General features: G+C 67.8%; 27 protein-coding genes. 11 read left to right on the top strand and 16 right to left on the bottom strand.

Translation table 11 applies throughout. From position 1 onward, the window contains the following. Positions 1-45 precede the first annotated feature (45 nt). From tatB to sigE, 4 genes are all read right to left on the bottom strand, one after another. Positions 46-462 carry a Sec-independent protein translocase protein TatB gene (gene tatB, locus ACFWPH_RS08790; protein WP_378748964.1) on the bottom strand — a complete coding sequence of 139 codons (417 nt, stop codon included), beginning with the start codon at positions 460-462 and terminating at the stop codon, positions 46-48. Between the two features lie 33 nt (positions 463-495). Further along, entirely contained in the window at positions 496-2,037 is a 1,542-nt protein-coding gene (locus ACFWPH_RS08785) for a trypsin-like peptidase domain-containing protein (RefSeq protein WP_378748963.1), read from the bottom strand. Between the two features lie 10 nt (positions 2,038-2,047). Then, on the bottom strand, positions 2,048-2,428 hold the full coding sequence (locus ACFWPH_RS08780; protein ID WP_280460968.1) for a hypothetical protein: 381 nt from the start codon (positions 2,426-2,428) through the stop codon (positions 2,048-2,050). Between the two features lie 135 nt (positions 2,429-2,563). Further along, a complete protein-coding gene (gene sigE, locus ACFWPH_RS08775; RefSeq protein ID WP_378749471.1) occupies positions 2,564-3,229 on the bottom strand; it encodes an RNA polymerase sigma factor SigE in 666 nt (221 codons plus the stop codon). A 437-nt stretch (positions 3,230-3,666) separates the two neighbouring features. Here sigE and ACFWPH_RS08770 point away from each other — a divergent pair, with 437 nt between their 5' ends. The 4 genes from ACFWPH_RS08770 (at position 3,667) to ACFWPH_RS08755 (ending at position 8,061) form a co-directional block, all read left to right on the top strand. After that, positions 3,667-4,299: an O-methyltransferase gene (locus ACFWPH_RS08770; RefSeq protein WP_280418634.1), complete on the top strand. Its 633-nt coding sequence runs from the start codon at positions 3,667-3,669 to the stop codon at positions 4,297-4,299. 378 nt (positions 4,300-4,677) lie between these two features. Then, positions 4,678-5,337, top strand: a complete 660-nt coding sequence (locus ACFWPH_RS08765; protein ID WP_378748962.1) for a TetR family transcriptional regulator — start codon at positions 4,678-4,680, stop codon at positions 5,335-5,337. A gap of 151 nt (positions 5,338-5,488) precedes the next feature. Beyond that, the gene (locus ACFWPH_RS08760; RefSeq protein WP_378748961.1) at positions 5,489-6,409 is read left to right on the top strand and encodes an ATP-binding cassette domain-containing protein; all 921 of its coding nucleotides are present in this window, start codon (positions 5,489-5,491) and stop codon (positions 6,407-6,409) included. Next, on the top strand, positions 6,406-8,061 hold the full coding sequence (locus ACFWPH_RS08755; RefSeq protein WP_378748960.1) for an ABC transporter permease: 1,656 nt from the start codon (positions 6,406-6,408) through the stop codon (positions 8,059-8,061). The genes ACFWPH_RS08760 and ACFWPH_RS08755 overlap by 4 nt, the downstream gene beginning before the upstream one ends. Positions 8,062-8,152: 91 nt before the next feature. On the opposite strand, the gene glgC is transcribed toward ACFWPH_RS08755, so the two are convergent. Beyond that, complete coding sequence (gene glgC / locus ACFWPH_RS08750) at positions 8,153-9,367, bottom strand: glucose-1-phosphate adenylyltransferase (RefSeq protein ID WP_280417122.1); 1,215 nt, start codon at positions 9,365-9,367, stop codon at positions 8,153-8,155. Positions 9,368-9,456: 89 nt separating this feature from the next. Between glgC and glgA the strand changes: the two genes are divergently transcribed. After that, positions 9,457-10,683 (top strand): glycogen synthase, encoded by a 1,227-nt coding sequence (gene glgA, locus ACFWPH_RS08745; protein ID WP_378748959.1) that lies wholly within the window; start codon positions 9,457-9,459, stop codon positions 10,681-10,683. 5 nt (positions 10,684-10,688) lie between these two features. On the opposite strand, the gene ACFWPH_RS08740 is transcribed toward glgA, so the two are convergent. From ACFWPH_RS08740 to ACFWPH_RS08695, 10 genes are all read right to left on the bottom strand, one after another. Further along, on the bottom strand, positions 10,689-11,093 hold the full coding sequence (locus tag ACFWPH_RS08740; RefSeq protein ID WP_378748958.1) for a group 1 truncated hemoglobin: 405 nt from the start codon (positions 11,091-11,093) through the stop codon (positions 10,689-10,691). 98 nt (positions 11,094-11,191) lie between these two features. Further along, positions 11,192-12,091: a putative RNA methyltransferase gene (locus ACFWPH_RS08735; RefSeq protein WP_378748957.1), complete on the bottom strand. Its 900-nt coding sequence runs from the start codon at positions 12,089-12,091 to the stop codon at positions 11,192-11,194. Further along, positions 12,078-12,245, bottom strand: coding sequence for a DUF3117 domain-containing protein (locus ACFWPH_RS08730; protein ID WP_011211259.1), 168 nt, complete (start codon positions 12,243-12,245; stop codon positions 12,078-12,080). The genes ACFWPH_RS08735 and ACFWPH_RS08730 overlap by 14 nt, the downstream gene beginning before the upstream one ends. 158 nt (positions 12,246-12,403) lie before the next feature. Then, complete coding sequence (locus ACFWPH_RS08725) at positions 12,404-12,976, bottom strand: DNA-3-methyladenine glycosylase I (RefSeq protein ID WP_378748956.1); 573 nt, start codon at positions 12,974-12,976, stop codon at positions 12,404-12,406. After that, positions 12,973-13,293, bottom strand: coding sequence for a DivIVA domain-containing protein (locus ACFWPH_RS08720; RefSeq protein WP_378748955.1), 321 nt, complete (start codon positions 13,291-13,293; stop codon positions 12,973-12,975). Before ACFWPH_RS08720 ends, ACFWPH_RS08725 begins: the two co-directional genes overlap by 4 nt. A 320-nt stretch (positions 13,294-13,613) precedes the next feature. Beyond that, a complete protein-coding gene (locus ACFWPH_RS08715) occupies positions 13,614-14,750 on the bottom strand; it encodes an Mrp/NBP35 family ATP-binding protein (protein ID WP_378748954.1) in 1,137 nt (378 codons plus the stop codon). Between the two features lie 19 nt (positions 14,751-14,769). Continuing rightward, entirely contained in the window at positions 14,770-15,624 is an 855-nt protein-coding gene (locus ACFWPH_RS08710; protein WP_378749469.1) for a lytic transglycosylase domain-containing protein, read from the bottom strand. Positions 15,625-16,114: 490 nt separating this feature from the next. Next, positions 16,115-17,509 (bottom strand): lytic murein transglycosylase, encoded by a 1,395-nt coding sequence (locus tag ACFWPH_RS08705; protein ID WP_378748953.1) that lies wholly within the window; start codon positions 17,507-17,509, stop codon positions 16,115-16,117. Between the two features lie 144 nt (positions 17,510-17,653). Beyond that, positions 17,654-18,265: a DUF1003 domain-containing protein gene (locus ACFWPH_RS08700; RefSeq protein WP_378748952.1), complete on the bottom strand. Its 612-nt coding sequence runs from the start codon at positions 18,263-18,265 to the stop codon at positions 17,654-17,656. Continuing rightward, positions 18,262-19,542, bottom strand: a complete 1,281-nt coding sequence (locus tag ACFWPH_RS08695; protein ID WP_378748951.1) for a magnesium transporter MgtE N-terminal domain-containing protein — start codon at positions 19,540-19,542, stop codon at positions 18,262-18,264. Before ACFWPH_RS08695 ends, ACFWPH_RS08700 begins: the two co-directional genes overlap by 4 nt. 53 nt (positions 19,543-19,595) lie before the next feature. On the opposite strand from ACFWPH_RS08695, the gene ACFWPH_RS08690 reads away from it, so the two are divergent. From ACFWPH_RS08690 to ACFWPH_RS08680, 3 genes are all read left to right on the top strand, one after another. Next, on the top strand, positions 19,596-20,540 hold the full coding sequence (locus tag ACFWPH_RS08690) for a CoA ester lyase (protein WP_280417132.1): 945 nt from the start codon (positions 19,596-19,598) through the stop codon (positions 20,538-20,540). Positions 20,541-20,767: 227 nt separating this feature from the next. Beyond that, a complete protein-coding gene (locus tag ACFWPH_RS08685) occupies positions 20,768-21,259 on the top strand; it encodes a general stress protein (RefSeq protein WP_033243303.1) in 492 nt (163 codons plus the stop codon). A gap of 3 nt (positions 21,260-21,262) precedes the next feature. Next, complete coding sequence (locus tag ACFWPH_RS08680; protein WP_378748950.1) at positions 21,263-21,844, top strand: suppressor of fused domain protein; 582 nt, start codon at positions 21,263-21,265, stop codon at positions 21,842-21,844. 27 nt (positions 21,845-21,871) lie between these two features. Here the strand turns inward: ACFWPH_RS08680 and ACFWPH_RS08675 are convergent, their stop codons facing one another. Next, a complete protein-coding gene (locus ACFWPH_RS08675) occupies positions 21,872-22,945 on the bottom strand; it encodes a magnesium and cobalt transport protein CorA (protein ID WP_378748949.1) in 1,074 nt (357 codons plus the stop codon). A 63-nt stretch (positions 22,946-23,008) separates the two neighbouring features. Between ACFWPH_RS08675 and ACFWPH_RS08670 the strand changes: the two genes are divergently transcribed. The 3 genes from ACFWPH_RS08670 to ACFWPH_RS08660 all read left to right on the top strand — a co-directional run bounded on the left by ACFWPH_RS08670 (position 23,009) and on the right by ACFWPH_RS08660 (position 26,218). Further along, positions 23,009-23,863, top strand: coding sequence for a PHP domain-containing protein (locus ACFWPH_RS08670; RefSeq protein WP_378748948.1), 855 nt, complete (start codon positions 23,009-23,011; stop codon positions 23,861-23,863). Then, positions 23,860-24,126, top strand: coding sequence for a hypothetical protein (locus tag ACFWPH_RS08665; RefSeq protein ID WP_378748947.1), 267 nt, complete (start codon positions 23,860-23,862; stop codon positions 24,124-24,126). Before ACFWPH_RS08670 ends, ACFWPH_RS08665 begins: the two co-directional genes overlap by 4 nt. A gap of 886 nt (positions 24,127-25,012) precedes the next feature. After that, entirely contained in the window at positions 25,013-26,218 is a 1,206-nt protein-coding gene (locus ACFWPH_RS08660; RefSeq protein WP_378749467.1) for an NADP-dependent malic enzyme, read from the top strand. Positions 26,219-26,332 lie beyond the last annotated feature (114 nt).

The following is a 26,332-nucleotide window of genomic DNA, read 5'->3' as shown; positions in this document are numbered from 1 at the left end:
AGTGTAGACATCAGGCCCCTGAACGGCGTCTAGAGCAGTTGACGATCAGGTGGCGTCGGTGTCGATCGGCGGACGCTCATTGTGTCCGAGTGGTTTATCCTGTTGCGCCCGCGGGTAATCTGGCATCCCGCTGGCGGCGCCGAGAATATTCTTGCTGTCCGGCAGCGAACCGTCGAGATCCTTGAAAAGGGAATCGTCGCCGTTCAGAAGATGTTTGGTCACCACCGACCGCGGAGACATCCCACGTAATTCCTGGAGATCGGCAATCGGTTTTCGCAGTTCGTCGAATTCCGGCCCGAGTTCGGAGCGCAATTGCGACGTCGCGCCGGTCGCGTAATCGCGGACCTGGCGCAATGAGCGCGCAGTCCAGCGCGCGGCGCCGGGTAACCGTTCCGGGCCGAGGATTACGAGGGCGGCGACGAGTAGGACGAGTATCTCGCCCCACCCGATACTGCTGAACACCCCCTCAGGTTACCCGCCGCCGCGGGCGATGGATCAGTCGGAGGCCAGCGTCACCGGAATGTCCACCTGCCGGCCTTCCCGGATGAGCTGGACGTTCACCGTCTGGCCGATATCGTTGCTCTGCACCGCCACGACCAGTTCGTCGGGGTTGGTGACCTCCCGGTCGCCCACCCGCACGATCACATCGCCCTCGACGATCCCGGCGTTCGCCGCCGGGCTCCCCGGCTGCACATCGGCGACTTCCGCGCCGCTCATGACCTCGTTGGCAACCGTTTTCTGGCGGGCGCTCACACCGATCACCGGGTGGTGGATCGAGCCGTCGCGGATGAGGGTCTGCGCGACCTCGGTCATCTGGTCGACGGGGATCGCGAAGCCGAGCCCGACCGAACCGCCGCTCTCGCTGCGGATCGCGGTGTTGATGCCGATGACCCGGCCGTCCGCGTCCACCAGCGCGCCACCGGAGTTACCGGGGTTGATGGAGGCGTCGGTCTGCACCGCGTCGATCACGGCCTTGGTATCGCTGCCTTCGCCCTCCAATTTCACGGGGCGATGCAGGGCGCTGACGATGCCGGAAGTGACGGTCTTGCTGAGACCAAGGGGTGAACCGATGGCCAGAACCGCGTCACCGACTTGGACATCGCCGGATTTGCCCAACTCGGCAACAGTGAGATTTTTCACATCCACCTTGAGGACCGCGAGATCGCTCTTCGGGTCCCGGCCGACGATATTGGCCGGTGTGCGGGTGCCGTCGGAGAATGTGATCTGGATCCGGGCGCGGCCGGACGTATCCTGCGCCGCCATCGAGACCACATGGTTGTTGGTGACGATATAGCCGTTGCCGTCGATGACGACGCCGGATCCGGTGGCGCCGTTCTCGCCGACGGTGGTGCGGATGGAGACCACCGAGGGCAGGACCGCATCGGCGACCTGCGCGATCGGCCCGTGCGGCTGCTCGCTGTCGCTCTGTTCGAGGCTGACCTTGCGCGAGGTCAGAGTGGAGGCGGTTTCCGCCGTCAGCCGGCCCACGAGGCCGCCGACCAGGCCTATCACCAGCGCGATCGCGGCCAGTATCAGCAGAGCGCGCGGTGCCACCCGGGAGCCGAACAGAACCTGCCGGGCCGAAAGCCTCTCTGCCTGCGGCATTTCCCGGGCGGTCGGTGCCGGGAACGCGGGTGCGCCCAGCCGGGCCTGTGCGCCGGGATCGCGCCACGGGTCCGCCGGACCCGCTACCGGACGTGTTTCCGTGCTCGCCTCCGGATCGCGCTGGAGCAGCTCGGTGGAACCGGGCGGGCGGCCGAACGCCTCCTCCAGCACCGCCGCCGGGGGGCCCTTGGGGGCGGTCGAGACCGCCTCGGTACCACTGCGGCCGGTGCGCGGGGCGAACGATCCGGACTGCCCGGCCGGGCGGCGGAAGGCATGCGCGGTATGTGAGTCCACATGGGGCCGGTAGACCGGGCGCGGCGCCAGCACCGGCGCCCCGGGCGGGCGCAGCGTGCCGTTATCGGCCGTCGTGCCGTTTTCGTCCGCCGAATCAGGAGTATCGGCAGGGGAATTGTGCGTCGATTCGGAACTCACGCGGCAAACTCTACTTGCGCCACCACGTCGACCACCGGAAGCTGTCGAAGGTCGCGGAAAAGGACTGACCTGTAAATCCGAATACCGCCTCGTTGCGTGGATTTGCGGGGGAATTGGTGGGAGGTTCGGCGAGCGGAATACGCGACAGACTGTCGTGCAGCCCGGTGGGTATCGACACCTGAGTGGCCCGGCGTAGCGCGATCCGGGCCTGCTGCTGCGCCTCCACCTCGGCCGCGCATTCCGGGCATACCGAGAGATGCTGCGCCGCACGCAGGTACGGATTCATCCGCAGTTCACCATCGACATAGGCGGCGACCGCCTCGCTCGCCAGATGTTCGGTGGAGTGGAACTGTGCGGGACGACGACCGGGCGTACTGGAGTCGCCACTCATTCGCTGTCCATCCTTCCCAACCGACATCGCTGACCGCCGGGACCCGGCAGCACGGTCGCCGGATCACCCGAAGCTCGCCTCGACGTCAGCACCGAGGCTCGCCCCGGTGTCTTATACGAGGCTTACCTCTGTGTTCTACGTGAGGCTCGCCTCGGCGGCGAAACGCTCCTGCACTCCATTATGCGCAAGATACTCCCGCAGTGCCTGCCGGCCGCGATGAATACGGCTGCGGACGGTACCCAGCTTCACTCCGAGGGTAGCGCCGATCTCCTCGTAGGAAAGCCCTTCGATATCGCAGAGCACGACCGCGGCTCGGAACTCCGGGGCCAGCGAATCCAGCGCGGACTGCAGGCCGGGATCGAGCCGGGCGTCGTGGAACACCTGCTCCGGGCCGGGGCCCTCGGCGGGTACCCGGTCGTAGTCGTCGGGCAGCGCTTCCATCCGGATCCGGCTACGCCGGCGCACCATATCCAGGAACAGGTTGGTGGTGATGCGGTGCAGCCAGCCTTCGAACGTGCCGGGCTGGTAGCTGGACAGGGAGCGGAACACCCGGATGAACGTCTCCTGGGTGAGGTCCTCGGCGTCCTGCGCGTCACCGGAGAGGCGATAGGCCAGCCGGTACACCCGGTCGGCATGTTCGCGGACCAGTTCGTCCCAGGTGGGCATCACCGTCCGATCGCCGGTGGCGTCGAAGGCGGCGGTGCCGGTGAGGGGGAGTTCGTCCAGTTCCCCGGTCTCCGCGGATACGGCGTCGTAGTCCTCGGCGCTGTCGTCGATAGTGGACATATCGGGCACCTCCATCAGGGCGTCCGGCGAAGCGGGGTGGTCTGTCACCAGGTCTCGGTGTGCGGCTACCTCACGATCGGGCCCGGGAAACGGGGCCGGGCCGAATTCGTCCCCGCCGGGCAGGGTGTACCCGGCAACTGCTGCGGGGGTGCCGGCCGGGGAAAGCTCGGGCAAGGTGGCGGACTCGCGTGCCGCATCGACCATGTGGATGGTGACGACCTCCTTGATCGGGACCGAGGCGTAGGCTCGGAAGAGTGGCCCGGTTCACGGGCCACCTTCACCGGTTACAACAGTCGGGTCGTACTCCGTTGTTCCCGGCCGCCGCATTCGGTCGGCTGGTCTTGCGTGGGGCCTACTCTTCCCTGTTCCCGTGTGGGACGGGTGTGGGTATCCTGAGGGACACCTGAGAATGTTGCGACCAGCTTTGCCGCGTTTGGCATAGCCTCGAGTGCGTGGCATCGAACCTGGAGCGAAATCTCGCCTACGTCGAAGAATCCGTCGTGGAGGACGAGGTACTCATCAGCGCCCGTGAGCGGGCCACCGAACTCGGCGCGGCCCCGGTGCCGCCTTCGGTCGGCGCACTCCTCAGTATGTACGCGCAGTTGCTGGACGCGCGGGCGGTGGTAGAGGTCGGGACCGGTGCCGGGGTCAGCGGACTATGGCTGCTCGACGGTATGCGCGAGGACGGCACCCTGACCACCATCGATCCCGAGCCCGAACATCAGCGGGCCGCCAAGGAATCCTTTCGTGCGGCGGAAATCCCCCTGGCGCGGACCCGCCTGATCAACGGCCGCGCGCTCGATGTGCTGCCCCGCCTCGCCGACGGCGCCTACGACCTGGTCTTCGTGGACGGCGCGCCCATCGAGCACCCGCAGTACATCGCGGAGGCGGTCCGGCTGTTGCGGCCCGGGGGTGCGGTGCTGCTGCACAACGCGCTACTCGGCGGGCGGGTCCCGGATACGGCGCATCGGGACGCCGCCACGCAGGCGGTACGTTCGGCGACCCGGTTCATCGCCGAGGACCCGGGATTGACCAGTGTGCTCATTCCGCTGGGGGACGGACTGCTCTGCGCCTCGAAAGGATAAGCGCTTCACCGGGCTCCGCTCCCGCTGCACTCACTGTCACTCGGTCCATCGGTTGGACCGCTCGGAGGGGTCCGGCCGCTGGTACGTGGCCGGGTTGTCCGGAGCGATCGCTCGAACCGGCACTCGGTTGTGGGCGCGTGCTGCGGTGTGCCGTGGTCGACGGTTGCGTTTCGGGCGGTTGACAGCGCGGCGTGCCCACCGGCTGTGCGCCAGTTGTCGGGGTATCAGTCGCCTACCTGTAGTCGCAGGTAGGCGAGGTTTTCTGTGCTTACGTGGCGGATTCACGGAGCTTCCGCCGGTGGGTGAACTGTTTCTTGACGGAATCTCTACGGCCTGACCCCTTGCGTCCGAACTAAACGACTGTTTAGCGTATTGAACATGCGTTCAAGCGATGATCTGACCACCCGGGCACGTATCCGTGACGCGGCCATCGCGCTGTTCGGCGAACAGGGCTTCGGCGTCGGAGTGCGGGCCATCGCAAAGGCCGCAGGAATATCGCCCGGACTGGTGAACCACCATTTCGGGTCCAAGGACGGATTGCGTCGCGAATGCGACGACTATGTGCGGGGAGTGATCCGTGAAACGAAGATGAGCTTCATGAACCGGCCGTCGGCCGGGAACATGCTGCAGCAACTGGCCGAGATCGAGGAGTTCGCCCCGATCATCGCCTATATGATGCGCAGCTTCCAGGCCGGCGGGGACCTGGCCGGCGCGTTGTTCGAGCATATGGTCGCCGACGTCGAGCAGTACCTGGAGGCCGGAATCGCTTCCGGTGCGCTGCGCAAACCGCGGGATATGAAGGCGATGGCGCGCTATCTGGCCACGACCAACGGCGGCGGCATGCTGCTGTTCCTGCAGACGCATTCCCCACCGGACGGGGTGATCGACTACCGCCGGGCGCTCCGCGATTACGCCGACCAGATGATGCTCCCCGCCCTCGAGATCTACACCGAGGGCCTGCTCACCGACTCCTCGATGGTGGAGGCGTTGCGCGCGGCGGGGACGGGGGCAAGTGCGGCCGACGCACCGCATGACTAGACGCGACCGGAACCCGGCGTCCGCGCCGTAGGCCATCGGCCGGAGAGGGTCGGCTCGGCCCGACTCCGGCGTATCGCACAGTGACCGGCCGTCCGGCGCGTGTGCACAACTTTTTCGAGCTTTCTACTCCGAATGTCTACAAGGAGAGTCGATGATTTCGGCAATCGAGATCCGGGATCTGCACAAACACTTCGGTCCCGTCCGGGCACTCGACGGACTGGATCTGCAGGTGTCCGAAGGCGAAGTCCACGGTTTCCTCGGGCCCAACGGCGCCGGGAAATCCACAACCATCCGGATCCTGCTAGGACTGCTGGCTCGTACCAGCGGCGAAATACGGATGCTGGAGCGCGACCCCTGGACGGACGCGGTATCGCTGCACCGCGAAATCGCCTACGTTCCGGGTGATGTGACCCTGTGGCCGTCGCTGAGCGGTGGCGAGACCATCGATCTGCTCGCGTCGATGCGCGGTGGCCTCGATACCTCGCGGCGGGCCGAGCTGATCGAACGGTTCGAGCTCGACCCCCGGAAGAAGGCGCGCACGTATTCCAAGGGCAACCGGCAGAAGGTGGCGCTGATCTCCGCGTTCTCCTCGCACGCCCGGTTGCTGCTGCTGGACGAGCCCACCTCCGGCCTGGACCCGCTGATGGAGCAGGTGTTCCGCGAATGCGTCGCCGAGGCGGCCGGACGCGGTGCCACCGTACTGCTGTCCAGCCACATCCTGTCCGAGGTGGAAGCCCTGTGTGAGCGGGTCACCATCATCCGGTCCGGGCGCACGGTGGAAAGCGGCACGCTGGACTCCATGCGGCATCTGAGCCGCACCTCCATCACCGCGGAGCTGACCGGTGATCCCGGCGATATCGCGGCGCTACCGGGTGTGGCGGATGTGAGCCTGGAGGATCACACCTTGCGCTGCCAGGTCGACGGCGACAATCTCGCCGAACTGATCCGGGTCCTCGGCGATACCGGTGTGCGCAGCCTGATCAGCCGGCCTCCGACGCTCGAGGAGCTGTTCATGCGGCACTACTCGGTGACCGGCCGGGAATCCGGCGAATTGCAGGAGGTACGGAAATGACCACGGCGGTGGCCGGTGCCCGGCCGGGAATGTTCGATACGACGTCCGCGGGCACCGAATTCACCGGAACCCTCCGGCTGCTACGGCTCTACCTGCGGCGCGACCGGATTGTCGCACCGCTGTGGATATTGCTGCTGTCGGTGCCCCTGGGCTCGGTGTATGTGGCCAGTATCGAATCGGTGTATCCGACCGCGGCCGATCGCGCCTCGTTCGCGGCCACGATCCTGGCGAGTCCGGCGCAGCTGGCGATGTACGGGCCCGTCTACGACACCTCCATCGGTGCCGTGGGGATCTGGAAAGCCGGGATGTTCCACACCCTGATCGCCGTGGCCACCATCCTCACGGTGATCCGGCACACCAGAGCGGAAGAGGAATCCGGCCGCACCGAAGTGCTGGCCTCCACCTCCGTCGGCCGGTACGCGAGCCTGACGGCCGCACTACTGCTGGCCCTCGGTGGCGCCTTGCTGGCCGGTCTCATCGGTGCGTTGAGCTTGACGGCGACAGGAGTTCCGGCCGGCGGCTCGCTGGCCTTCGGGCTCGCGCTCGCCGGGTCGGGCATGGTGTTCGCGGCGGTCGCCGCGGTCACCGCACAGGTCTGTTCGGGTGCCCGGCTCGCCCGCGGGCTGGCGTTCGCGACGCTCGCGGTGACCTTCACACTGCGCGCCGTGGGTGATGCGCAGGCCGGCGCAGGGCCGGTCAACCCGCTGACGTGGCTCTCGCCGCAGGGCTGGTCGTTGCAGGTCCGGCCGTATGCGGGCGATCGCTGGTGGGTGCTGCTACTGCACCTGGCACTGCTCACCGTGACGGTCGCGGTGGCCTTCGCCCTGCTGCGCCGCCGCGATGTCGGCGCCGGTCTGCTCACCGAACGGCTCGGACCCGCGGCCGCCGGCCCCGCCCTGACCGGACCCTTCGGCCTGGCGGTCCGGTTGCAGCGCGGCGCCCTCCTCGGTTGGGGTATCGGGGTCGGGCTCTACGGCCTGGTGATCGGGAGCGTCGTCAACGGTATCGGCGACAGTTTCGGCAGCAATGAAACGCTGCGCGATCTGATCACCCGGATGGGCGGCACCGATTCGCTGGAGGATTCGTTCGTCAGCTACGCGTTCACCATGCTGGGGATCGCCGGCGCGGCCTACGCGATCTCGGCGGCGCTGCGGATATTCGCCGAGGAGAACGGCCACCACGCCGAATCGGTGCTCAGCGGCGCCGTCGGCCGGATCCGCTGGGTGGCCTCACATCTGGTATTCGCCCTCGGCGGCCCGGTGGTGATCATGCTGACCGCCGGTCTGCTGGGCGGGCTCGCCTACGGGATCGCGGCCGGTGATATCGGCGCCACACTGCCCGCGATGCTGGCGGCCGCCCTGGTCCAGTTGCCCGCGATCTGGTTCTTCGCGGCGGTGACGGTCGCGCTGTTCGGACTGGTACCGCGCTGGACTCCGGTGGCGTGGGGGTTACTGACCGGCGCGATCGCGGTCTTCCTCCTCGGTTCCATCTCCGGTGCGCCGCAGTGGTTGCGGAATCTGGAGCCGTTCAGTCACGCACCGAAAGTGCCGGGTGTGGAGTACAGCGCCACGCCCACGCTCCTCGTCACGGCGGTCGCCGCGGTGCTGCTGGCCGCAGGACTGGCCGGAATGCGCGGCCGGGACGTGCGCTGAGCATTGTGCGAGATCGCGGCCGTGTATCCGGGTCGAGCCGACCGGATGCACGGCCGCTTCGGTGCGTTCGGTGCCCGGCGCGCCGCACGGATCAGACCCAGGTGCCCTTGCCGACCGTGACCACACCGCCGTGGCTGATGGCGAACCGGCTGCTGTCGCGTTCCTGGTCCACTCCGATGATCTCGCCTTCGGACACCATCACGTTCTTGTCCAGGATGGCGCGCCGGACCACCGCGCCGCGCCCGATCCGCACGCCGGGCATCAACACACTGCCCTCGACCGTCGCACCCTCATCGACCTGCACATTCGCGCTGAGCACCGAATTGCGGACCGTGGCCGCCGACAGGATGCTGCCGGCCCCGACAATGGATTCCTGGGCCAGTCCGCCGCGGGCGAATTTCGCCGGCGGCAGGTTCTCGGCGGCACCGCGGATGGGCCAGTGCCGGTTGTAGAGGTTGAAAACGGGGTTCACCGACACCAGATCCATATGGGCCTCGTAGAAGGCGTCGATGGTGCCGACATCACGCCAGTAGCCGCGATCGCGGTCGGTGGCGCCCGGGACGTCGTTATCGGCGAAATCGTAGACGGCGGCCTGTCCCGCGGCGACCAGGCCGGGAATGATATCGCCGCCCATATCGTGATCGGAATCGGAATTCTCCGCATCCGCCTTGATCGAATCCACCAGCACCTTGGTGGTGAACACGTAGTTGCCCATGGAGGCGAAGGTCGCATTCGGGTCGTCGGGGATCCCCGGCGGATGGGCCGGCTTTTCCAGAAAACCGACGATACGACCGGATTCGTCGGAATCGATACAGCCGAATGCGCTCGCCTCGCTGCGCGGCACCCGGATACCGGCGACCGTGACCCCGGCGCCCGAATCGATATGGCTGGTGACCATCTGCTCCGGATCCATCCGATAGACGTGATCGGCGCCGAACACCACGATGTAATCGGGATCCTCGTCGTAGATGAGATTCAGCGACTGCATGATCGCGTCGGCGCTCCCGGTGTACCAGCGCGGGCCTAGCCGCTGCTGGGCGGGCACCGGGGTGATGTATTCACCGGCGAAACCCGACAGCCGCCAGGTCTGCGAAATATGACGGTCCAGGGAATGCGATTTGTATTGGGTGAGTACACACAGCCGGAGGAAACCGGCATTGACCAGATTGCTCAGTACGAAGTCGATGAGGCGGTAGGCCCCGCCGAACGGGACGGCCGGCTTGGCGCGGTCGGCAGTCAGGGGAAAGAGTCGCTTGCCCTCGCCACCGGCGAGCACGATTCCGAGTACGTGCGGCTGGCTCCTCACAGTGCCAAACCTACCGAACCCGGTGGTCGGGGGGCGTCGGCCGCTCGGCGGCTTCTGTATATCGGCCACCCGGCGGCTACCGTGAATCCGTGAGTTCCGTTTCCAGCGGTGCGGGCACCGCGCCGGGGTCGCCGGCGGGTGATCCGCTACGGGTGGCCGTGTTGACCCGGGAATATCCGCCGGAGGTATACGGCGGGGCGGGCGTGCATGTCACCGAACTGGTGGCCCGGCTGCGCCGGATGAGCGAGGTGACCGTGCACTGTATGGGGGTGCCGCGGACGGTGGCCCGGGTGCACGATTCGGATCCGGCGCTGGCGGGGGCCAATCCGGCGCTGCAGATGATGTCGGCGCAATTGCGGATGGCCGATGCCGTGGGCGCGGTGGACCTGGTTCATTCGCATACCTGGTACGCCGGGCTGGCGGGGCATCTCGCGGCGACGCTGTACGGGATCCCGCATGTGGTCACCACGCATTCGCTGGAACCGCGCCGGCCGTGGAAGGCCGAACAGCTCGGTGGTGGATACCGGTTGTCGTCGTGGTCGGAGCGTAACGCGCTCGAGCACGCCGATGCGGTGATCGCGGTGAGCGACTGGATGCGCCGCGATGTCCTCGACGCCTACCCTGCTCTGAATCCGGCCCGGGTGCATGTGGTGCGCAACGGGATCGACGCGGAGGTCTGGTACCCCGGTCCACCGGCGCCGGGCAGCCGCCGGATCCTGGACGAACTGGGGGTGCGCGCAGACCGCCCGCTGGCGGTGTTCGTCGGCCGGATCACCCGCCAGAAGGGGGTCGGTCATCTCCTGGCCGCGGCGCGGGAGATCGACCCGGAGATCCAGCTGGTCCTGTGTGCCGGTGCCCCGGACACCCCGCAACTCGAGGCCGAGGTCGCCGCCGCCGTGGCCGGGTTGCATCGGCAGCGCGACAACCTCTTCTGGGTGCGGGAGATGCTGCCCACCGAACAGATCCGCCAGCTGCTCGCCGCGGCCACGGTTTTCGTCTGCCCGTCGGTCTACGAACCCCTCGGGATCGTCAATCTCGAGGCGATGGCCTGCGCCACGGCCGTGGTCGCCTCCGATGTGGGCGGTATCCCCGAGGTGGTCGCCGACGGCGGCACCGGGCGGCTGGTGCATTTCGACGCCGGTGAGACTGCGGCCTACGAGCACGCGCTGGCCGCCGCGATCAACGAACTCGCCGGCGACCCGGCGCGCGCGGCCGAACTCGGGGCCGCCGGCCGCGTCCGCGCCCGGGCGGAATTCGACTGGTACCGGATCGCCGAACAGACCCTGAACGTCTACCGCACGGTTGCCAAACCCTGACCGGATCAGCCGGAGGAGCGCCCGGAGGTGATGTCACCGGCGAGCGGTGCCACCGCGCCGATGATCTCGCCGGCCGTTTCTTCGCCCACGCCGGCGGCAGTGAGCGAATCGGTCAGATGTCCGGCCACCAGGTTGAAGTGGTGCATGGTGATACCCCGGCCCTGATGCACCTGTTTCATCGGTGCACCGGTGTAGGGATCCGGGCCGCCGAGCGCCGCGGCGAAGAACTCGACCTGCTTACCGCGCAGCCGGGACATATTCGTTCCGGTGAAGAACCCGGCGAGTTCTTCGTCGGCGAGGACCCGGGTATAGAAGTCGGCGACGACGGCTTCCAATGCCTCGTATCCGCCGATCCGGTCGAAGATGGTGGTGGGGGTGGTTGTCTTCTTGCCGAATGTCGGTATCCGCATGTACCAAGCACATCAGGCCGGTATTACCCGGCGATCAGCCCCGCATCGCAAGTGGATTGCCCTGTGTGGCAGCGTGATTGCCTGATTCTCACCGGGCATTACCGGTCGCGGTGAGAATCGGCGCCGGCTGCCGCGGTATAGGTGCTCACCGTGACCGATGCCGTCACCTCGAAAGGTTCCGGTAGCCGCTCGCCGGTGGCCGCCGTGTGGTGGGCGGAGGGACCCATCGCCACGAGGTGGGCGATATCGGCGCGGGTCAGTGTCATCGAATACTCGACCGCGCTGGTGTCCACCCGGGTGAACAGACCGGCCATCCCGTCGGCGAGCCGCCGTTCTTTATCGGGGTCTACGGTGACCATTCCGATCGGGTCGATCAACTCCGCCAGATGCCGGACGGTCGGGGTCACCACGAAATACCGGCCACCGGGCGCGAGGCAACGGGCGACGGCCGCCGGGTTCCGCGGTGCGAAAACCGAGAGCGCGGCGGTCAGGGTGTGGTCCCGCAGCGGGAGCCCGCGCCAGGCGTCGGCCACCACGGCCGCGGCGCGGGGATGCGCGCGGGCGCAACGGCGACCCGCAGGTTTGGCGATATCCAGCGCGATACCACGGGCTGTGGACACCGCGTCCAGAACGTGCGCCAGGTAGTAACCGGTGCCCGCGCCGATATCCGCGATCACCTCGGCGCCGGGTGACGGTGCGGTGGCGGATCGAGCGGCCACCGCTGCTTCGGCCACTGCCGCGGCGATCGGCTCGAAAAATCCGGTGCCCTGAAAAGCGGCGCGTGCGTCGAGCATCTCGGCGGTGTCGCCGGTGAGTTTGGTCGGGGCACCGGTGAGCAGACTCACGTAACCCTGCCGGGCGATATCGAAACTGTGGCCGAGTTCGCAGCGCAACACCCGGCCCACGCAAACCAGGCCGCGGCCGCATACGGGGCAGCTCAGTACCTCGGCGACCGCGGCCAGCGCCGATTCCTCGGCGGTATCGCTAGCTGGTGACACTCTTCAATTCGTCACCCAGTGCCGCGGCTTCGTCGGGCGTGAGTTCTACGACCAGACGCCCGCCACCCTCGAGCGGGACCCGCATAACGATCCCACGACCTTCCTTGGTTGCCTCGAGGGGACCGTCCCCGGTACGGGGCTTCATGGCCGCCATCCTCTGCTCCCTCCAGATCTGCGCTGTATGCTGCGCACTTGCTCGGATCTCCGGTTGTCACCAACCGGGCGGTCCGTCGGTTGAGGCGACGGACCGCACTCGATCCATTCTTCCCTATCGCAGGAGATGGCGGATACTCGACGTCCAAATGTGACCGGTCAGCCGAGGCCGGTGTGCCGGGTATCGACCCAGCATTCGGGCAGATGATCGTCCACCATTCCAGTGGCCTGCATCAGCGCGTACGCGGTGGTCGGCCCGACGAAGCGGAAACCGCGCCGCTTCAATTCTTTTGCCAGTGCGGTGGATTCGGGTGTCACCGCGGGAATATCGCCGATTTTGCGCGGGCGCGGCCGCGGCGGGGGAGCGAACGACCAGAGCAGTTCGTCCAGGCCGGTATCGAGTTCGCGGGCGACTTTCGCATTCGCGATACAGGCATCGATTTTGGCGCGATTGCGCACAATCGCCGGATCGGCCAGCAGCCGCGCACGGTCGGCGTCACCGAATTCGGCGACCCGGTCGATCACGAATCCGGCGAACGCCAGCCGGAACGCGGGGCGTTTGCGCAGAATGGTGATCCAGGACAATCCCGACTGGAATGCCTCCAGGCACAATCGCTCGAACAGGGCGTCGTCGCCGTGCAGCGGGCGCCCCCATTCCTGATCGTGGTAGTCGCGGTAGATCTGGGAATCGACCGACCACGGGCAGCGAACCAGTGCATCGGCGGCGGTCACGAGCGGTCCGGGCCTGTTGCCGCGCCGGTGCTCGCGGACTGTGCCTCGGCGAGCTGGGCCTGTAGTTCATCGATCCGGGCGGCCAGCCGGGCCAGTGCCCAGTCGACCTCGCCCGCCTTGTACCCGCGCACGACCTGCTGGAACCGCAGGGCCCGCACATCGGCGCCGGAGATATTCTCCACCGGAAGGATGGTCGCGGTGGTGCCCTCCGGGAGCGGGCCCAGCTCCTCCGACCGGCCGAAGAGCGCACCGGCCAGCAGGAACAACACCGTGGCCACCAAACCCACGATCAGGACGTACAGCAGCAGGGTGAGCATGGACCGAGTCTAGGTGCGCCCGCCGACAAGGGAGCTCGGGCCGCCCGGCCCACCGAGTTCGCACAGGCCGGCCGCCGTCGGGTAGTGACGTTGTCGGCCGGCCGGAAGTGCCGGCCCGGCTCGGCCTGTGGGGACGGTGGCAACGGGTGCCTCCAGCCCTCCTCGCGGGGCCGCTGCCCGGTAACGACGGACACCTGCCATACCCCCGCGTCGCAGCTCGACCGGATCGCGGACGGGCGGCAGGTTCGCTGCTTACCGGTCGATCCGCCGGGCCGCTACCGCGTCCGGACGACTCACCGACAGTGACGGAGGTCGGGTTATCAGAGGTGACGAGTCGTATCGATACCCAGCGACATACCGGCCAGGCCGCGGCGGCGGACCGCGAGCTTATCGGCGACCGCGCGCAGGGCGACGGAGGCCGCGCAGTCCGGGTCGCGCAGCACGATCGGGGTGCCTTCGTCGCCGGCCTCGCGCACGGCCTGCTCGATCGGGATCTGTCCGAGCAGCGGCACCTCGGCGCCGACGGCGCGGGTGAGCCGATCGGCGACCGCCTGCCCGCCGCCGGACCCGTACAGCTCCATCCGGCTGCCGTCGGGCAGATCCAGCCAGGACATGTTCTCCACCACCCCGGCGATCCGCTGCCGGGTCTGCAGGGCGATGGCGCCCGCGCGTTCGGCGACCTCGGCGGCGGCGATCTGCGGGGTGGTGACCACCAGGATCTCCGCGTTGGGGATCAGTTGGGCGATGGAAATCGCCACATCACCGGTGCCGGGCGGCAGATCCAGTAGCAGAACGTCCAGATCACCCCAGAAAACGTCCGCCAGGAACTGTTGCAGCGCACGGTGCAGCATCGGCCCGCGCCACACCACGGGGGTGTTGCCCTTGGTGAACTGCGCGATCGAGATCATCTTCACGTCGTGCGCCACCGGCGGCATGATCATTCGCTCGACCTGCGTGGGCCGGGCATCGGTGCCGAGCATCCGGGGGATGGAATGGCCGTAGATATCGGCATCCAGCACCCCGACCGACAGGCCGCGGTCGGCGAGCGCGGCGGCGAGGTTCACCGTAACGCTCGATTTGCCGACCCCGCCCTTTCCGGACGCGACCGCATACACGCGGGTGAGCGAACCGGGCTGGGCGAACGGGATCACCGGTTCGGCGGAATCGCCGCGCAACTGTTTGCGCAGTTCGGTGCGCTGTTCGTCGCTCATCACATCGAGCTCGACCGATACCGCACCGACCCCGGGCACATCGGCCACCGCGGTACTCACCCGCTGGGTGATCTCGGTGCGCAACGGGCATCCGGCGGTGGTCAGGTACACCTCGATATGCACATTGCTGTCCGGATCGATCCCGATGCTTTTCACCATGCCCAGTTCGGTGATCGGTTTGCGGATCTCCGGGTCGTCGACCTTCGCGAGGGCGCCCCGCACCTCCGCTTCCGTTACCACTGGCATATTACCGATGGTAGTGCCGTCAGATCTTGGGGAGTTCCGCGGGCTGCGGTGCGATCCCGGTCTTGTACGACTGGGCCCAGGCCATGACGTTCGCGACATAGGCCATCGAGTTGTTGTAGCGCAGGATGGCCCTGGTCTGCTGGGCGGGATCGTTCATATCCAGATCGCCCGAGCACAGGTATTTACCGGCGGTCAGGGTCGCGTCGTAGTAGTTCTGCGGATCGGAGATCCCGTCGCGGTTGCCGTCCGCCGCGTAATGGGTCCAGGTTTCCGGCAGGAACTGCATCGGACCCACCGCGCGGTCGTAGCCGCCGAAACCGTCGAGCGCGCCGCCATCGGAATCGTGGATGACATTGTTGCCCGCCAGGCTGCCGTCGAGTGCCGGGCCGAACACCGGGGACAACGCGTTACCGTCGGCGTCCGCCTTGCCGTTGTACATATGGGTGGATTCGACGCGGCCGATACCGGCCAGCATCGTCCAGGACATATTGCAGCTCGGATTCTCGTCGGCCAGGATCTGCTCGGCCTGGAGATAGGCGTCCTGGGCGATCCCCGGAATACCCGATGCGGCCACCGGGAGGTCGTTACGAGCCCTATCCGGAGCCAGCGCAACCGTTTTCACCTCGACCGGCGCCTCCGGCGACTGTTTGGCCATCGCGTGCATCACCGTATCGTCGAACGAGGCGGGTGCCATGGCCTGGCCGGGGGCGGCGCCCACGGCGGACATATGCATCTCGACCGAGGCCGCGGTGGGATCGGTGGCCATCGCCGCGGCGGCATTGGTGGCCACGACACCCGCCGGCACCAAACCGGTGAGTGCGATAACCGAACCTCGGGTGACAGTGGCAGGTTGTTGTTTACGGTGACGCCCCACGTGCTCAAAGCCCTTCATCTCAACCACAAGCCTGCGGCCGCGGCCGGACTCGTTGCCCGGCCGTGACCTTCGCCGTCGAGACTACCGCATCCGAGACCAGTTCGTTACTACCTCGTGACCATCATTTCGGCGTGAATGCGACGTCGATGGGGAAGGAAAGCGGCGGCGCCGCATACGGACCCGGCGCCGGCCGCCGCGGCGCCGGGCTGTGGTCCGCGTGACCGCCCGGTGGGCGAGCCCGCCCGGCGGGTGCGGCAAGTTGCGGTGCGAACCGGGTAATGCCAGGTATCCGGGCCGCCCACCGGAGCCGCGGCCGCCGGAGATGAGCCGCGGGCCGGACTGCCCGCAGATCTTCGGTCCTCCGCCGGCACGCCCGGCACGGTCGATTCCGGAGCAGCCGGCGGCCGGGCGGGCGCAGGTACCGGGGCCTATCGGTGGGTGATGGCGGCGGTGTCAGGTCTGCGGGGGTGAGTGGCGCGGCCGGGAATCATCAGGCGGGCGGGGCGGGTTCAGCCGGAGCCGGGGCGGTACCAGCGGGCGGGGGCGGGGGTACCGCGTCCGCGGGTGTGGGGGCCGCCGGTCCGGGAACCAGTGCGATCGGCAGTGGGATGACCAGCCCGCCCGGCAGCGTGATGGAGGGTGGTGCCGGCGCCGGAGCTGCCTGCGCGTCCGGTTCGTCTGCCGGTGCGGGAGGCGGTGCCTGGTTCTGCGGAGTCCCTTGCGGTGCAGGGGCTTCCGGCGCGGGCGCCGCCGGGGCCGCGGGAGCCGGGGCTCCGGGTGCGGCCGGTGTGCCGGGGGCTCCGGGGGCAGTAGGAGCGCCGGGGGCATTGGGAGCGCCGGGCCCGGGGGCGGGGAGTGCTTGGCCGACCTTCGGCGACCCCGGCGCGGGCGGGCAGAGCAAACCGCAGGGGATGGGCGGCAATCCGGGGATCCGGATCATCGGTTCGGGTCGCGGGGTCTGTACCGCCAGTTCGGGCGGGGGCGGCGGAACCGGCGTATCCGTCTGCGCGGCCAGCAGGTCCGGCGATCCCGGTGGGAGCTGGGTGGGGGCGCTGCCGGGCGGGACGAGGCCCGGGGACGGGATGACCGGCGCGGCCCGGCCGCCGCTGCGGTAGGCGGCCGACCAGCTCAGCACATTGGCCGCGTACGACATCGAGTTGTTGTAGCGCAGTACGGCCCGCAGTTCCTGTTGCGGATCGCGCAGATTCAGCCCGCCCGAGCACAGGTACTTGCCGGCGCCCAGGGCGGCGTCGAAAACATTGTGCGGGTCGCTGTGGCCGTCGGCGTTACCGTCGGCGGCGTAGCGCGACCAGGTGCCGGGCAGGAACTGCATGGGACCCAGCGCGCGGACGTATCCGCCGTCGGTGGACCGGATGACCTCGTTACCCGGCAGTGTGCCGTCCAGTGCCGGGCCGAAGATGGGTGGGTTGGTGGTTCCGGCGGCGTCGGTACGCCCGTTGCTCGCATGCCCCGATTCGATCCGGCCGATTCCGGCGAGCAGGTTCCAGGTGAGTCCGCAGCCGGGTGTCGAGGACTGCAGGGCCAGTTCGGCGTTGCGGTAGGCGGCCAGCACGATCTCCGGGATACCGAACGCGCCGCTACCACTGGGCAGGGCGATGCTCTGTAACGGAACGGTACCGGCGAAGGGTGGGATTCCGTCGGCCGGCACCGGGCTCAGGGCCCGGAGTTTCCGGGGCGTGGAGGGCTCGACCGGCAGCATTCCGAGTGTCTGGGTCAATGGGGCTTCGACGTCTTCGGTAGTGTCTCCGGCCTGTCCGGCGTTCGCTGCGAGTCTGGCTCCGGGAGCTTCCGGCGGTGTCGACGACATGGTGGTGTGGGCGGCAGAACCACTCGCTACCAGGCCCGCCATGACCAGAGCCGACATTGCCACAGGGGTAGGTATCCGCATTCGGCTCCACCGTTCCTCTATGTCACAGGTGAGCGACCGTCTCGGACATTCCCGCACGGCGCGCTCGGGACAACGTGATCCAGGTTACCTACCGGTCAGGAGCATATTGTGGATTTCCGGTCATTCATCGGCGACAGGCGGTGAAATCGGGCCCGTAACCGCCTTGTGACCGGAGGTTTTCTTGCGTTTCGGCTTGGTTGCTTTGTCCGGGCCGCGCGTCGGCCCGACTCCCGTCGTGTACTCGATCCGCTCCAGCGCGTCGCGGATCTCGTCGAGTTCGCGGCGCAGATAATCACGGGTCGCGACCTCGCCCACCGCCAGGCGCAGCGCGGCCAGCTCCCGGGCCAGGAACTCGGTATCGGCCTTGGTCTGCGCGGCCCGCATGCGGTCCTCTTCCAGGGAGACCCGGTCGCGGTTGTCCTGCCGGTTCTGCGCCAGCAGGATCAGCGGTGCGGCATAGGCGGCCTGGGTGGAGAACGCGAGGTTCAGCAGGATGAAGGGGTAGGGGTCCCAGCGCAGGGTGATCACGAAAACGTTCAGCACGATCCAGACGATCACGACCACCGTCTGAATCGCGAGATAGCGTCCGGTGCCCAGGAACCGGGCGACCCGTTCGCTGCCGCGCGCCAATGCCTCCGCGTCCCAATCGAAGCGAAACCGGGTTCCGACGGGGGTTTCCAGTCGCTGCCGCGCACCGGAGAGCGCCCGGCCCGCCGTGGTCTTATCGGTCACGGCCGCACACCTTCGTACAGTTGTTCGTCCTCACGCCAATCGGGCGGCAGCAGATGATCGAGGACATCGTCGACGCTCACCGCGCCCAGCAGATGGTTCTGTTCGTCGACCACCGGCCCGCACACGAGGTTGTAGGTGGCGAAATACCGGGTCACCGCCGCGAGCGGCAGTTCCGGCCGCAGGGTCGCCAGATCGGCGTCCAGGATTCCGCCCACCAGATGCGCCGGTGGTTCGCGCAACAGTTGCTGCAGATGGACACACCCCAGGTAGCGGCCGGTGGGGGTGGCCGTCGGCGGACGGACGACGAACACCACCGACGCCAGCGCAGGCGTCAGATCGGGATCGCGGACCCGGGCCAGCGCCTCGGCCACCGTGGTCGACGGCGACAGGACCACCGGTTCCGGCGTCATGAGCCCGCCCGCGGTATCCGGGGAATGTTCGAGCAGCCGGCGCACCGGCTCGGATTCCTGCGGATCCATCAGTGTCAGCAGGGATTCGGCCTCGTTCTCCGGTAGGCCGCCCAGCAGGTCGGCGGCATCGTCGGGGTCCATCGCCTCGAGCACATCGGCCGCGCGGGTCATCTCCAGCTGGCCGAGCAACTCCAGCTGATCGTCACCGGAGAGTTCCTGGACGACATCGGCGAGCCGCTCGTCGTCGAGGGCGAGCGCCACCTCCAGGCGTCGTTTGGCGGGCAGTTCCCGCAGCATATGCGCGACATCGGCCGCGCGCCGACCTTCGAACTGTTCGAGCAACGCGCTGACGTCCTGGCCGGGACGGTCGATCTCGTACGGCGTCAGGCCCTCGACCCGGGCCCAGTCCACCACATGCACCGTGCGCCGCCGTCCCAGCCGGCGATGCCCGCGCACCGCGACCCGGGCGACCCGCCAGTCCCGGGTGCGGGTCAGCGTGATCCCGAGATCCACCACGAAAACATCCACCCCCGCCAGATCCGGGAGATCGGGATCGTCGACGTGCACCGTGGAATCCACGATCTGCGCCATGGCCAGCAGTTCCCCGGGCCGCTGCGCGAACCGCCGCAGGCTGACGTTACCGGTGTTCAGCGTGACCGAACCAGGTTCGATACTGGTCACTCGCAGCATCGGGACGAAGATCCGCCGCCGGGTCGGCAACTCCACCACCAGACCGTGTACACGCGGTTCCTGCCGGTCGTACCGGACGGCCACCACCACGTCGCGTACGCGGCCGATAGACTCGCCGTCCGGCCCCAGCACCGCCAGGCCGGTGAGCCTGGCGACATACACCCTGGTAGCTGCCATGAGTGCCAGGCTAGATGTTCCGGGGCCGGACCGGGTCGACCACAGGAGTGTTGATGAAGCCGCGCCGTTCCGTCCTTGCCGTGCCGGGCAGCAGCCCGAAAATGATCGCCAAGGCCAAGGGCCTGCCGGTCGACGAGGTGTTCCTGGATCTCGAAGATGCCGTCGCACCCGGGGCGAAAGCCGCCGCCCGCGCCAATATCGTGGCCGCCCTCAACGATTCCGGTTGGGGTGAGCAGCTGCGAGTGGTCCGGGTGAACGACTGGACCACCCAGTGGACCTACGCCGATGTGATCTCCGTGGTCGACGGCGCCGGTACCGCGCTCGACGCGATCCTGCTGCCCAAAGTCACCGACGCGGGTCAGGTGCGGGCCCTCGATCTGCTGCTGAGCCAATTGGAGCGCGCCAACGGGATCGAACCCGGCCGGATCGGGATCGAACCGCAGATCGAGAACGCGCTGGGGCTGCGCAATATCGACGAGATCGCCACCGCCAGCCCCCGGGTGCAGACGCTGGTCTTCGGCCCCGCGGATTTCATGGCGAGTATCAATATGCGCACCCTCGTGGTCGGCGAGCAGCCCGAGGGCTACGACACCGGCGACGCCTACCACCACATCCTGATGACCATCCTGCTCACCGCCCGCGCACACGGCCTGCAGGCCATCGACGGCCCCTACCTGCAGATCCGCGATATCGACGGTTTCCGGCGCGCGGCCGGACGCACCGCAGCCCTCGGCTTCGACGGCAAATGGGTGCTGCACCCCAGCCAGGTCGACGCCGCCAACGAAATCTTCAGCCCGCGCCAGGCCGATTACGACCACGCCGAAATGATCCTCGACGCCTACGCCTATCACACCTCCGCCGAGGGCGGCGCGCGCGGAGCCGTGATGCTGGGCGACGAAATGATCGATGAGGCCAGCGCGAAAATGGCGGTCGTCATCGCAGAAAAAGGCCGCGCGGCAGGAATGAAAAGAACGACGACCTTTACTGCGCATGAGTAAATAGATCGCCGATACGACTACAGGTGCTCACTCCGACCACGCATCCGTCCTGTTCGGGCATGACGCAACCAGCAGCCGTGCCGAGTCTTACGAGGCCCTGAGAGGTTTTGGCCCGTCCCTGCTTTCCGTGCTCGATGCGATGCGGCGCAGCCGCGAGCATCGAGTGCGGAAAGCAGGGACCAAGGGGGGCCAAAACCCTGTGCCGCCGGAGGCGGCACAATATATACATGACTAATCCCCTGGGGAGTTCGAATCGGGGCAGACAGGGTCTGCCCACGCCGCCTTCGGGATGGCCGGTCGGTTCGTATCCGACCTATGCCGAGGCGCAGCGTGCCGTGGATTATCTGGCGGACAATCAGTTCCCGGTGCAGAACGTGACCATTGTCGGCGTCGATCTCATGCAGGTCGAGCGGGTGCTGTACCGGTTGAACTGGGGCAAGGTCATCGGCGGGGGTGTGGTGTCCGGGGCCTGGCTCGGCTTGTTCCTGGGTTTGCTGCTGAGCTTGTTCACCACCAACGGCATGGCGGGTCCACTGCTGGTGGGTCTGGTCGGCGGCATCATCTTCGGGGTCATCTCGACCACCATCCCGTACGCCGCGACGCGCGGTCAGCGTGATTTCGCGTCGACCATGCAATTGGTTGCGGGCCGCTACGACGTGCTGTGCGATCCGAAAACCGCCGAACAGGCGCGGGATATGCTCGCCCGGCTGGCCATCTAGCGGATGGATGTGGTCGAGCGGGTGCGCGCCGCGGTAGCGCGCCATTTCGAGGTGGATACGGCCGCTGTGGACACCGCGTCGGTGACGTTCCTGGGGCTCGAACCCATCGAGATCCTGCGGATCCCCGGCGACGGTGTGGTGCATTACGCGACCGTCGGCGGTTCCCGGCATCCGATGGGTGACCCGTCCGCCGTTCTGGCGGACCCGGTCCGCGGGCCCCGGGCCGAACTACTGCTCACCTTGCGGGCCGAATCGGGCAGTGGCGCCGGGGTGGCCCGGTCGCTGGGTGTGCTCGCCGCGTCGCCGGCAGTGGAAGGGGTTGTTCTGCAGGCGGATGCTCTGCTGGATATGGGCGAGCCGCTGTGGCGCGACGCCCCGTTCACCGCTGTACTGCTGGGCTCCGGGGAGATACCGGACGTGGAGTTACCCGAACCCGCTGAGCCGGTCCAGTACTTCGCGGTGACGCCGGTGACGGCCACCGAGGCCGCATGGGTGCGTGTGCGCGGTGCGCAGGCGCTGCGCGACGCCTGGGCCGAAGCCGGGATCGATGTGCTCGACCCGGCCCGCGGCGCGGCCTCATTGTGATTACCTGCGGCGCGGCCGGGCTGTGATTCAGAGCCAGTTGTTGCGGCGGAACAGGGCCAGGAGGGTGCCGCAGACGGCGAAGATGAACAGGAGCACCACCGGGTACCCCCAGGTGGTTTTCAGTTCCGGCATATGTTCGAAATTCATCCCGTAGATTCCGGCGATCATGGTGGGTACGGCGGCCACCGCCACCCACGCCGATATCTTGCGCATATCCGTATTCTGCTGAACGGTGATCTTGGCGAGGGCCGCGTTGATGAGTGAGCTCAGCGCATCGTCGAAATCGGTGATCCGTTCCGCGACCGTGGTGTGATGGTCGGCGACGTCACGCAGATAGCGCCGGATCTCCGCGTCCAACGGCAGGTCGGTGTTGTGGACAAGTGTGTGTAGCGGCAGGGCCAGCGGATTCACCGCCCGGCGCAGTTCCACCACTTCTCGTTTGAGCTGATAGATCGATTCGACGGTGACCGGGGACCGGGGAGTGAAGATTTCCTCTTCCATGGCGTCGATATCGAATTCCACCGATTGCACGACCTCGATATAGGAGTCGACCACATGGTCGGCGATCGCGTGCAGGACCGAGCCGGGGCCCAGGCGTAACCGCTGGGGATCCGCCTCCAATCCGCGCCGCACGACCGCAAGCGGCGAATGTTCACCGTGCCGGACGGCGATGACGAAATCCGGCGCGATGAATATCAGCAGCTCGCCGGTTTCCACGATCTCGCTGACGGTGTGCAGTTCGTGTTCCCGGTAGGCGACGGTGCGCATGACCATCACCAGCGTTGTGTCGTAGCGTTCCAGTTTCGGCCGCTGGTGGGCCTGTACCGCATCCTCGACGGCCAGCGCGTGCAGCCCGAACGTCTCGGCGACCTCGGCCATCTGGGCGGCATCGGGATCGTGCAGGCCGAGCCAGACGAATCCACCGTGTTCGCGCGCGGCGGTCAGCGCGCTCTTATGGGTGTGCCGTCCTGGGAGCCGCTCACCCTCCACATAGACAGCGCAATCGACGACCGCGCGGGCGGTGGGTATACGGATATGTGAGGCCGAACGGGAATGCCGCGACCGTCCCGGACTGTGGAACGGCAGCGGTAGTGAGGGCACGCCGCCGATGCTAGTCCGCCCGCGCGAACCGCAGCGGAAGCCCGCACTGACAGACTGGGTGGCGTGCGCATCGACCTGCATACCCACACCACCGCTTCCGACGGCACCGATACCCCGGCCGATCTGGTGCGGAACGCGGCTGCTGCCGGTCTGGACGTGGTCGCGATCACCGATCACGACACCACCGCCGGCTGGGCCGAGGCCGAGGCGGCGCGTCCGGCCGGGCTGTCGCTGGTCCGGGGGATGGAAATGTCGTGTATCGGCCGCGGCGTGGACGGCTGGCCGGTATCGGTGCATCTACTGGCCTACCTGTTCGACCCGGCCGACGCCGGTTTCGCGGCCGAACGTGAACGACTACGCGGCGAACGGGTCCAGCGCCTACGCGCCATGGCCGGGCAGATGGCCGCCGACGGATTACCCGTGGACCCGGACGCCGTGCTCGCCTCGGCCGGCCCGGCCGCCGGGCGCCCGCATCTGGCCCGCGCCCTGGTGGAGGCGGGTGTGGTGCCGAGTGTGGAAGCCGCATTCGCGCAGTTGCTGGCAGCCGACGGCCCTTACTACGTCGAGAAGGCCGATACACCGCTGCACCGGGCGGTGGAGATGATCGCCGACGCGGGCGGGGTGAGCGTGCTCGCGCACGGCCGGGCCCGCTCCCGCGGCCGGCTGCTCGACCTCGCGGAGATCCCGGACCTCGCCGCGCTCGGGCTGGGCGGGCTGGAAATCGACCACCCCGACCACAACACCCGGGACCGGGCCGCGCTGCGCGAACTGGCCGGCGAATACGGCCTGCTGACAACCGGGTCCTCGGACTATCACGGTGCGAACAAAACCATCGCGCTGGGCGCCTGCACCACCGACCCGGCGCAGTTCGAGAAGCTCGCCGGCCGAGCCACCGGCGTGCCGGTGCTCGCGTCATGAAAGTCGTGCGCGGACTCAGCGGGTCCATTGCGGCGGGGTTGGTCGTCCTGGCTTGCGTGGTGGTGGGTGCGGCAATGATCGGCGCCCGCCGCGGATTCCCGGGGCCGGGCACGGAATCGGTCGGCTGGCATATCGCGATCGCAGCGATGGCCGTTGCGGCGCAGGTCTATTCGGACCGTAAACGCGGCGCCACCTCCGTAGCCGTCGCCGCGCTCGTCCTGGGTGCCGCAACATTCCTGCTCTGGACCCAATGGTGGAGCTGACCCGTAGCGTCCGGCCCGGTGCCCCCACCACCCGATCGGCAACGTCGAGTCGGCCCCAACTCACAACCCCAACGCAACCAGCGGCACCGCCGAGAACAGCGAGGCCTGAAAGGTTCCGCCCCACCACAACCCCAACGCAACCACCGGCACCGCCGAGAACAGCGAGGCCTGAAAGGTTCCGCCCCACCACAACCCCAACGCAACCACCGGCACCGCCGAGAACAGCGAGGCCCGAGAGGTTCCGCCCCACCACAACCCCAACGCAACCAGCGGCGGTGCCGAGTCCAGCGAGGCCCTGAAAGGTTTCGGCCCGTCCCTGCTGTCCGTGCTCGATGCAATGCGGCGCAGCCGCGAGCATCGAGTGCTGACAGCAGGGACCAAAGGGGCCGAAACCCGCGGCGCCGTAGGCGCCGCAAAATAAACACAGCTCACCCCGGGCTTCCCGGAGCCGGGAGTTTCCTCTTACGGGAAGGTAATGCCCGCCACCTAGGCTGAGCCCGTGGTGTTCGATACACGATCCGCGGTGCCGGTTTGGCGTTCCGCACCGGACCTGGCACAATGTTGCGGATTCCCGATCGTTGCCACCGCCGGGTCGGGGATATCGGGCGCCCACCGCCACGCGACGCACCATCGCAGCCGGAGCCGGGCGCCGGTCGAGTTCTGCCGGACCAACCCGTCCGAAATCCGCCCGGAGGGCAGCTGCCCGAAATCAGTGCTGCCACCTTTCGTCTCGCCCCGGACTCTCCGGGCCTCCGGGTTACGGCTCCACCGGGAAACATCCTGGTCGCGCCACCGATGAACGATATGACGCAGATAACACCAAATACCCGGCGGTAACCGTCCACCGGTTACGACCGCAACCAGCAGGAGTGAAAACGTGTCCTCTGTGACTGACGCACCGAATGCCACCGCCAGCAAAAAAGAGGCAGCAGACCTCGCGGCGATCACTCACGAGGAGATCTTCGCCGGTCACCTCGGGGGCAAGCTCTCGGTTGAGCTCAGCTCGCCCCTGGAGACCCAGCGCGACCTATCGATCGCCTACACCCCGGGAGTGGCGCAGGTGAGCCGCGCGATCGCCGAGGACGAAAAACTGGCCAAGCGCTACACCTGGACCGACCGCCTGGTGGTCGTCGTCAGCGACGGCTCCGCGGTGCTCGGCCTCGGTGATATCGGCCCGCGCGCCTCCCTGCCGGTGATGGAGGGTAAATCGGCGCTGTTCAAGAAGTTCGCCGGCCTCGACTCCATCCCGATCGTGCTCGACACCAAGGATGTCGACGAAATCGTCGAAACCCTGGTCCGCCTGCGGCCCAGCTTCGGCGCCGTGAACCTGGAAGACATCTCCGCGCCGCGCTGCTTCGAAATCGAGAAGCGGGTCGTCGAAGCGCTGGACTGCCCTGTGATGCACGACGACCAGCACGGCACCGCCATCGTGGTGCTGGCGGCGCTGAACGGCGCGGCCAAGGTGCAGGGCCGGCCGACCTCGGGCCTGAAGGTCGTCGTCTCCGGCGCCGGCGCCGCGGGTGTCGCCTGCACCAATATCCTGCTCGCCGCCGGAATCCCCGACGTCACGGTGCTGGACTCCAAGGGCATCGTCAGCCGCGACCGCACCGACCTCAACGCGGTGAAAGCCGACCTCGCCGCACGCACCAACCCGCGCGGCCTCACCGGCACCGCCGCGGACGCGCTCACCGGCGCCGATGTGTTCCTGGGCCTGTCCGCGGGCACCATCGCCGAAGACCTCATCGCCTCGATGGCACCGGAATCGATCGTGTTCGCCATGTCCAACCCGGACCCGGAGATCCACCCGGACCTCGCCCGCAAATACGCCGGGATCGTCGCCACCGGCCGCAGTGATTTCCCGAACCAGATCAACAATGTGCTGGCCTTCCCCGGTGTGTTCAAAGGTGCGCTCGACGCGGGCGCCCGGCGGATCACCGAGGGAATGAAGATCGCCGCCGCCGACGCGATCCTCGGCGTGGTCGCCGACGAACTCGCGGCCGACAAGATCGTGCCCAGCCCGCTCGACCCCAGGGTCGCCCCCGCGGTCGCCGACGCGGTCGCCGCCGCCGCCCGCGCGGAAGGCGTCGCCTGATAGATCGTTCCGCCTTACCCGGGCGGTAACCCAGCTGCAGCACCCGGTCGTCACCAATGACCGGGTGCTGTAGTTTTGGCGCCGCCTCCGGCAGCGCGGGTTTTGGCCCCCTTT

Origin of the sequence: Nocardia sp. NPDC058499, assembly GCF_042719915.1 — a bacterium.
Taxonomy (GTDB): domain Bacteria; phylum Actinomycetota; class Actinomycetes; order Mycobacteriales; family Mycobacteriaceae; genus Nocardia.
This window is presented reverse-complemented; position numbering and strand designations above follow the sequence as displayed.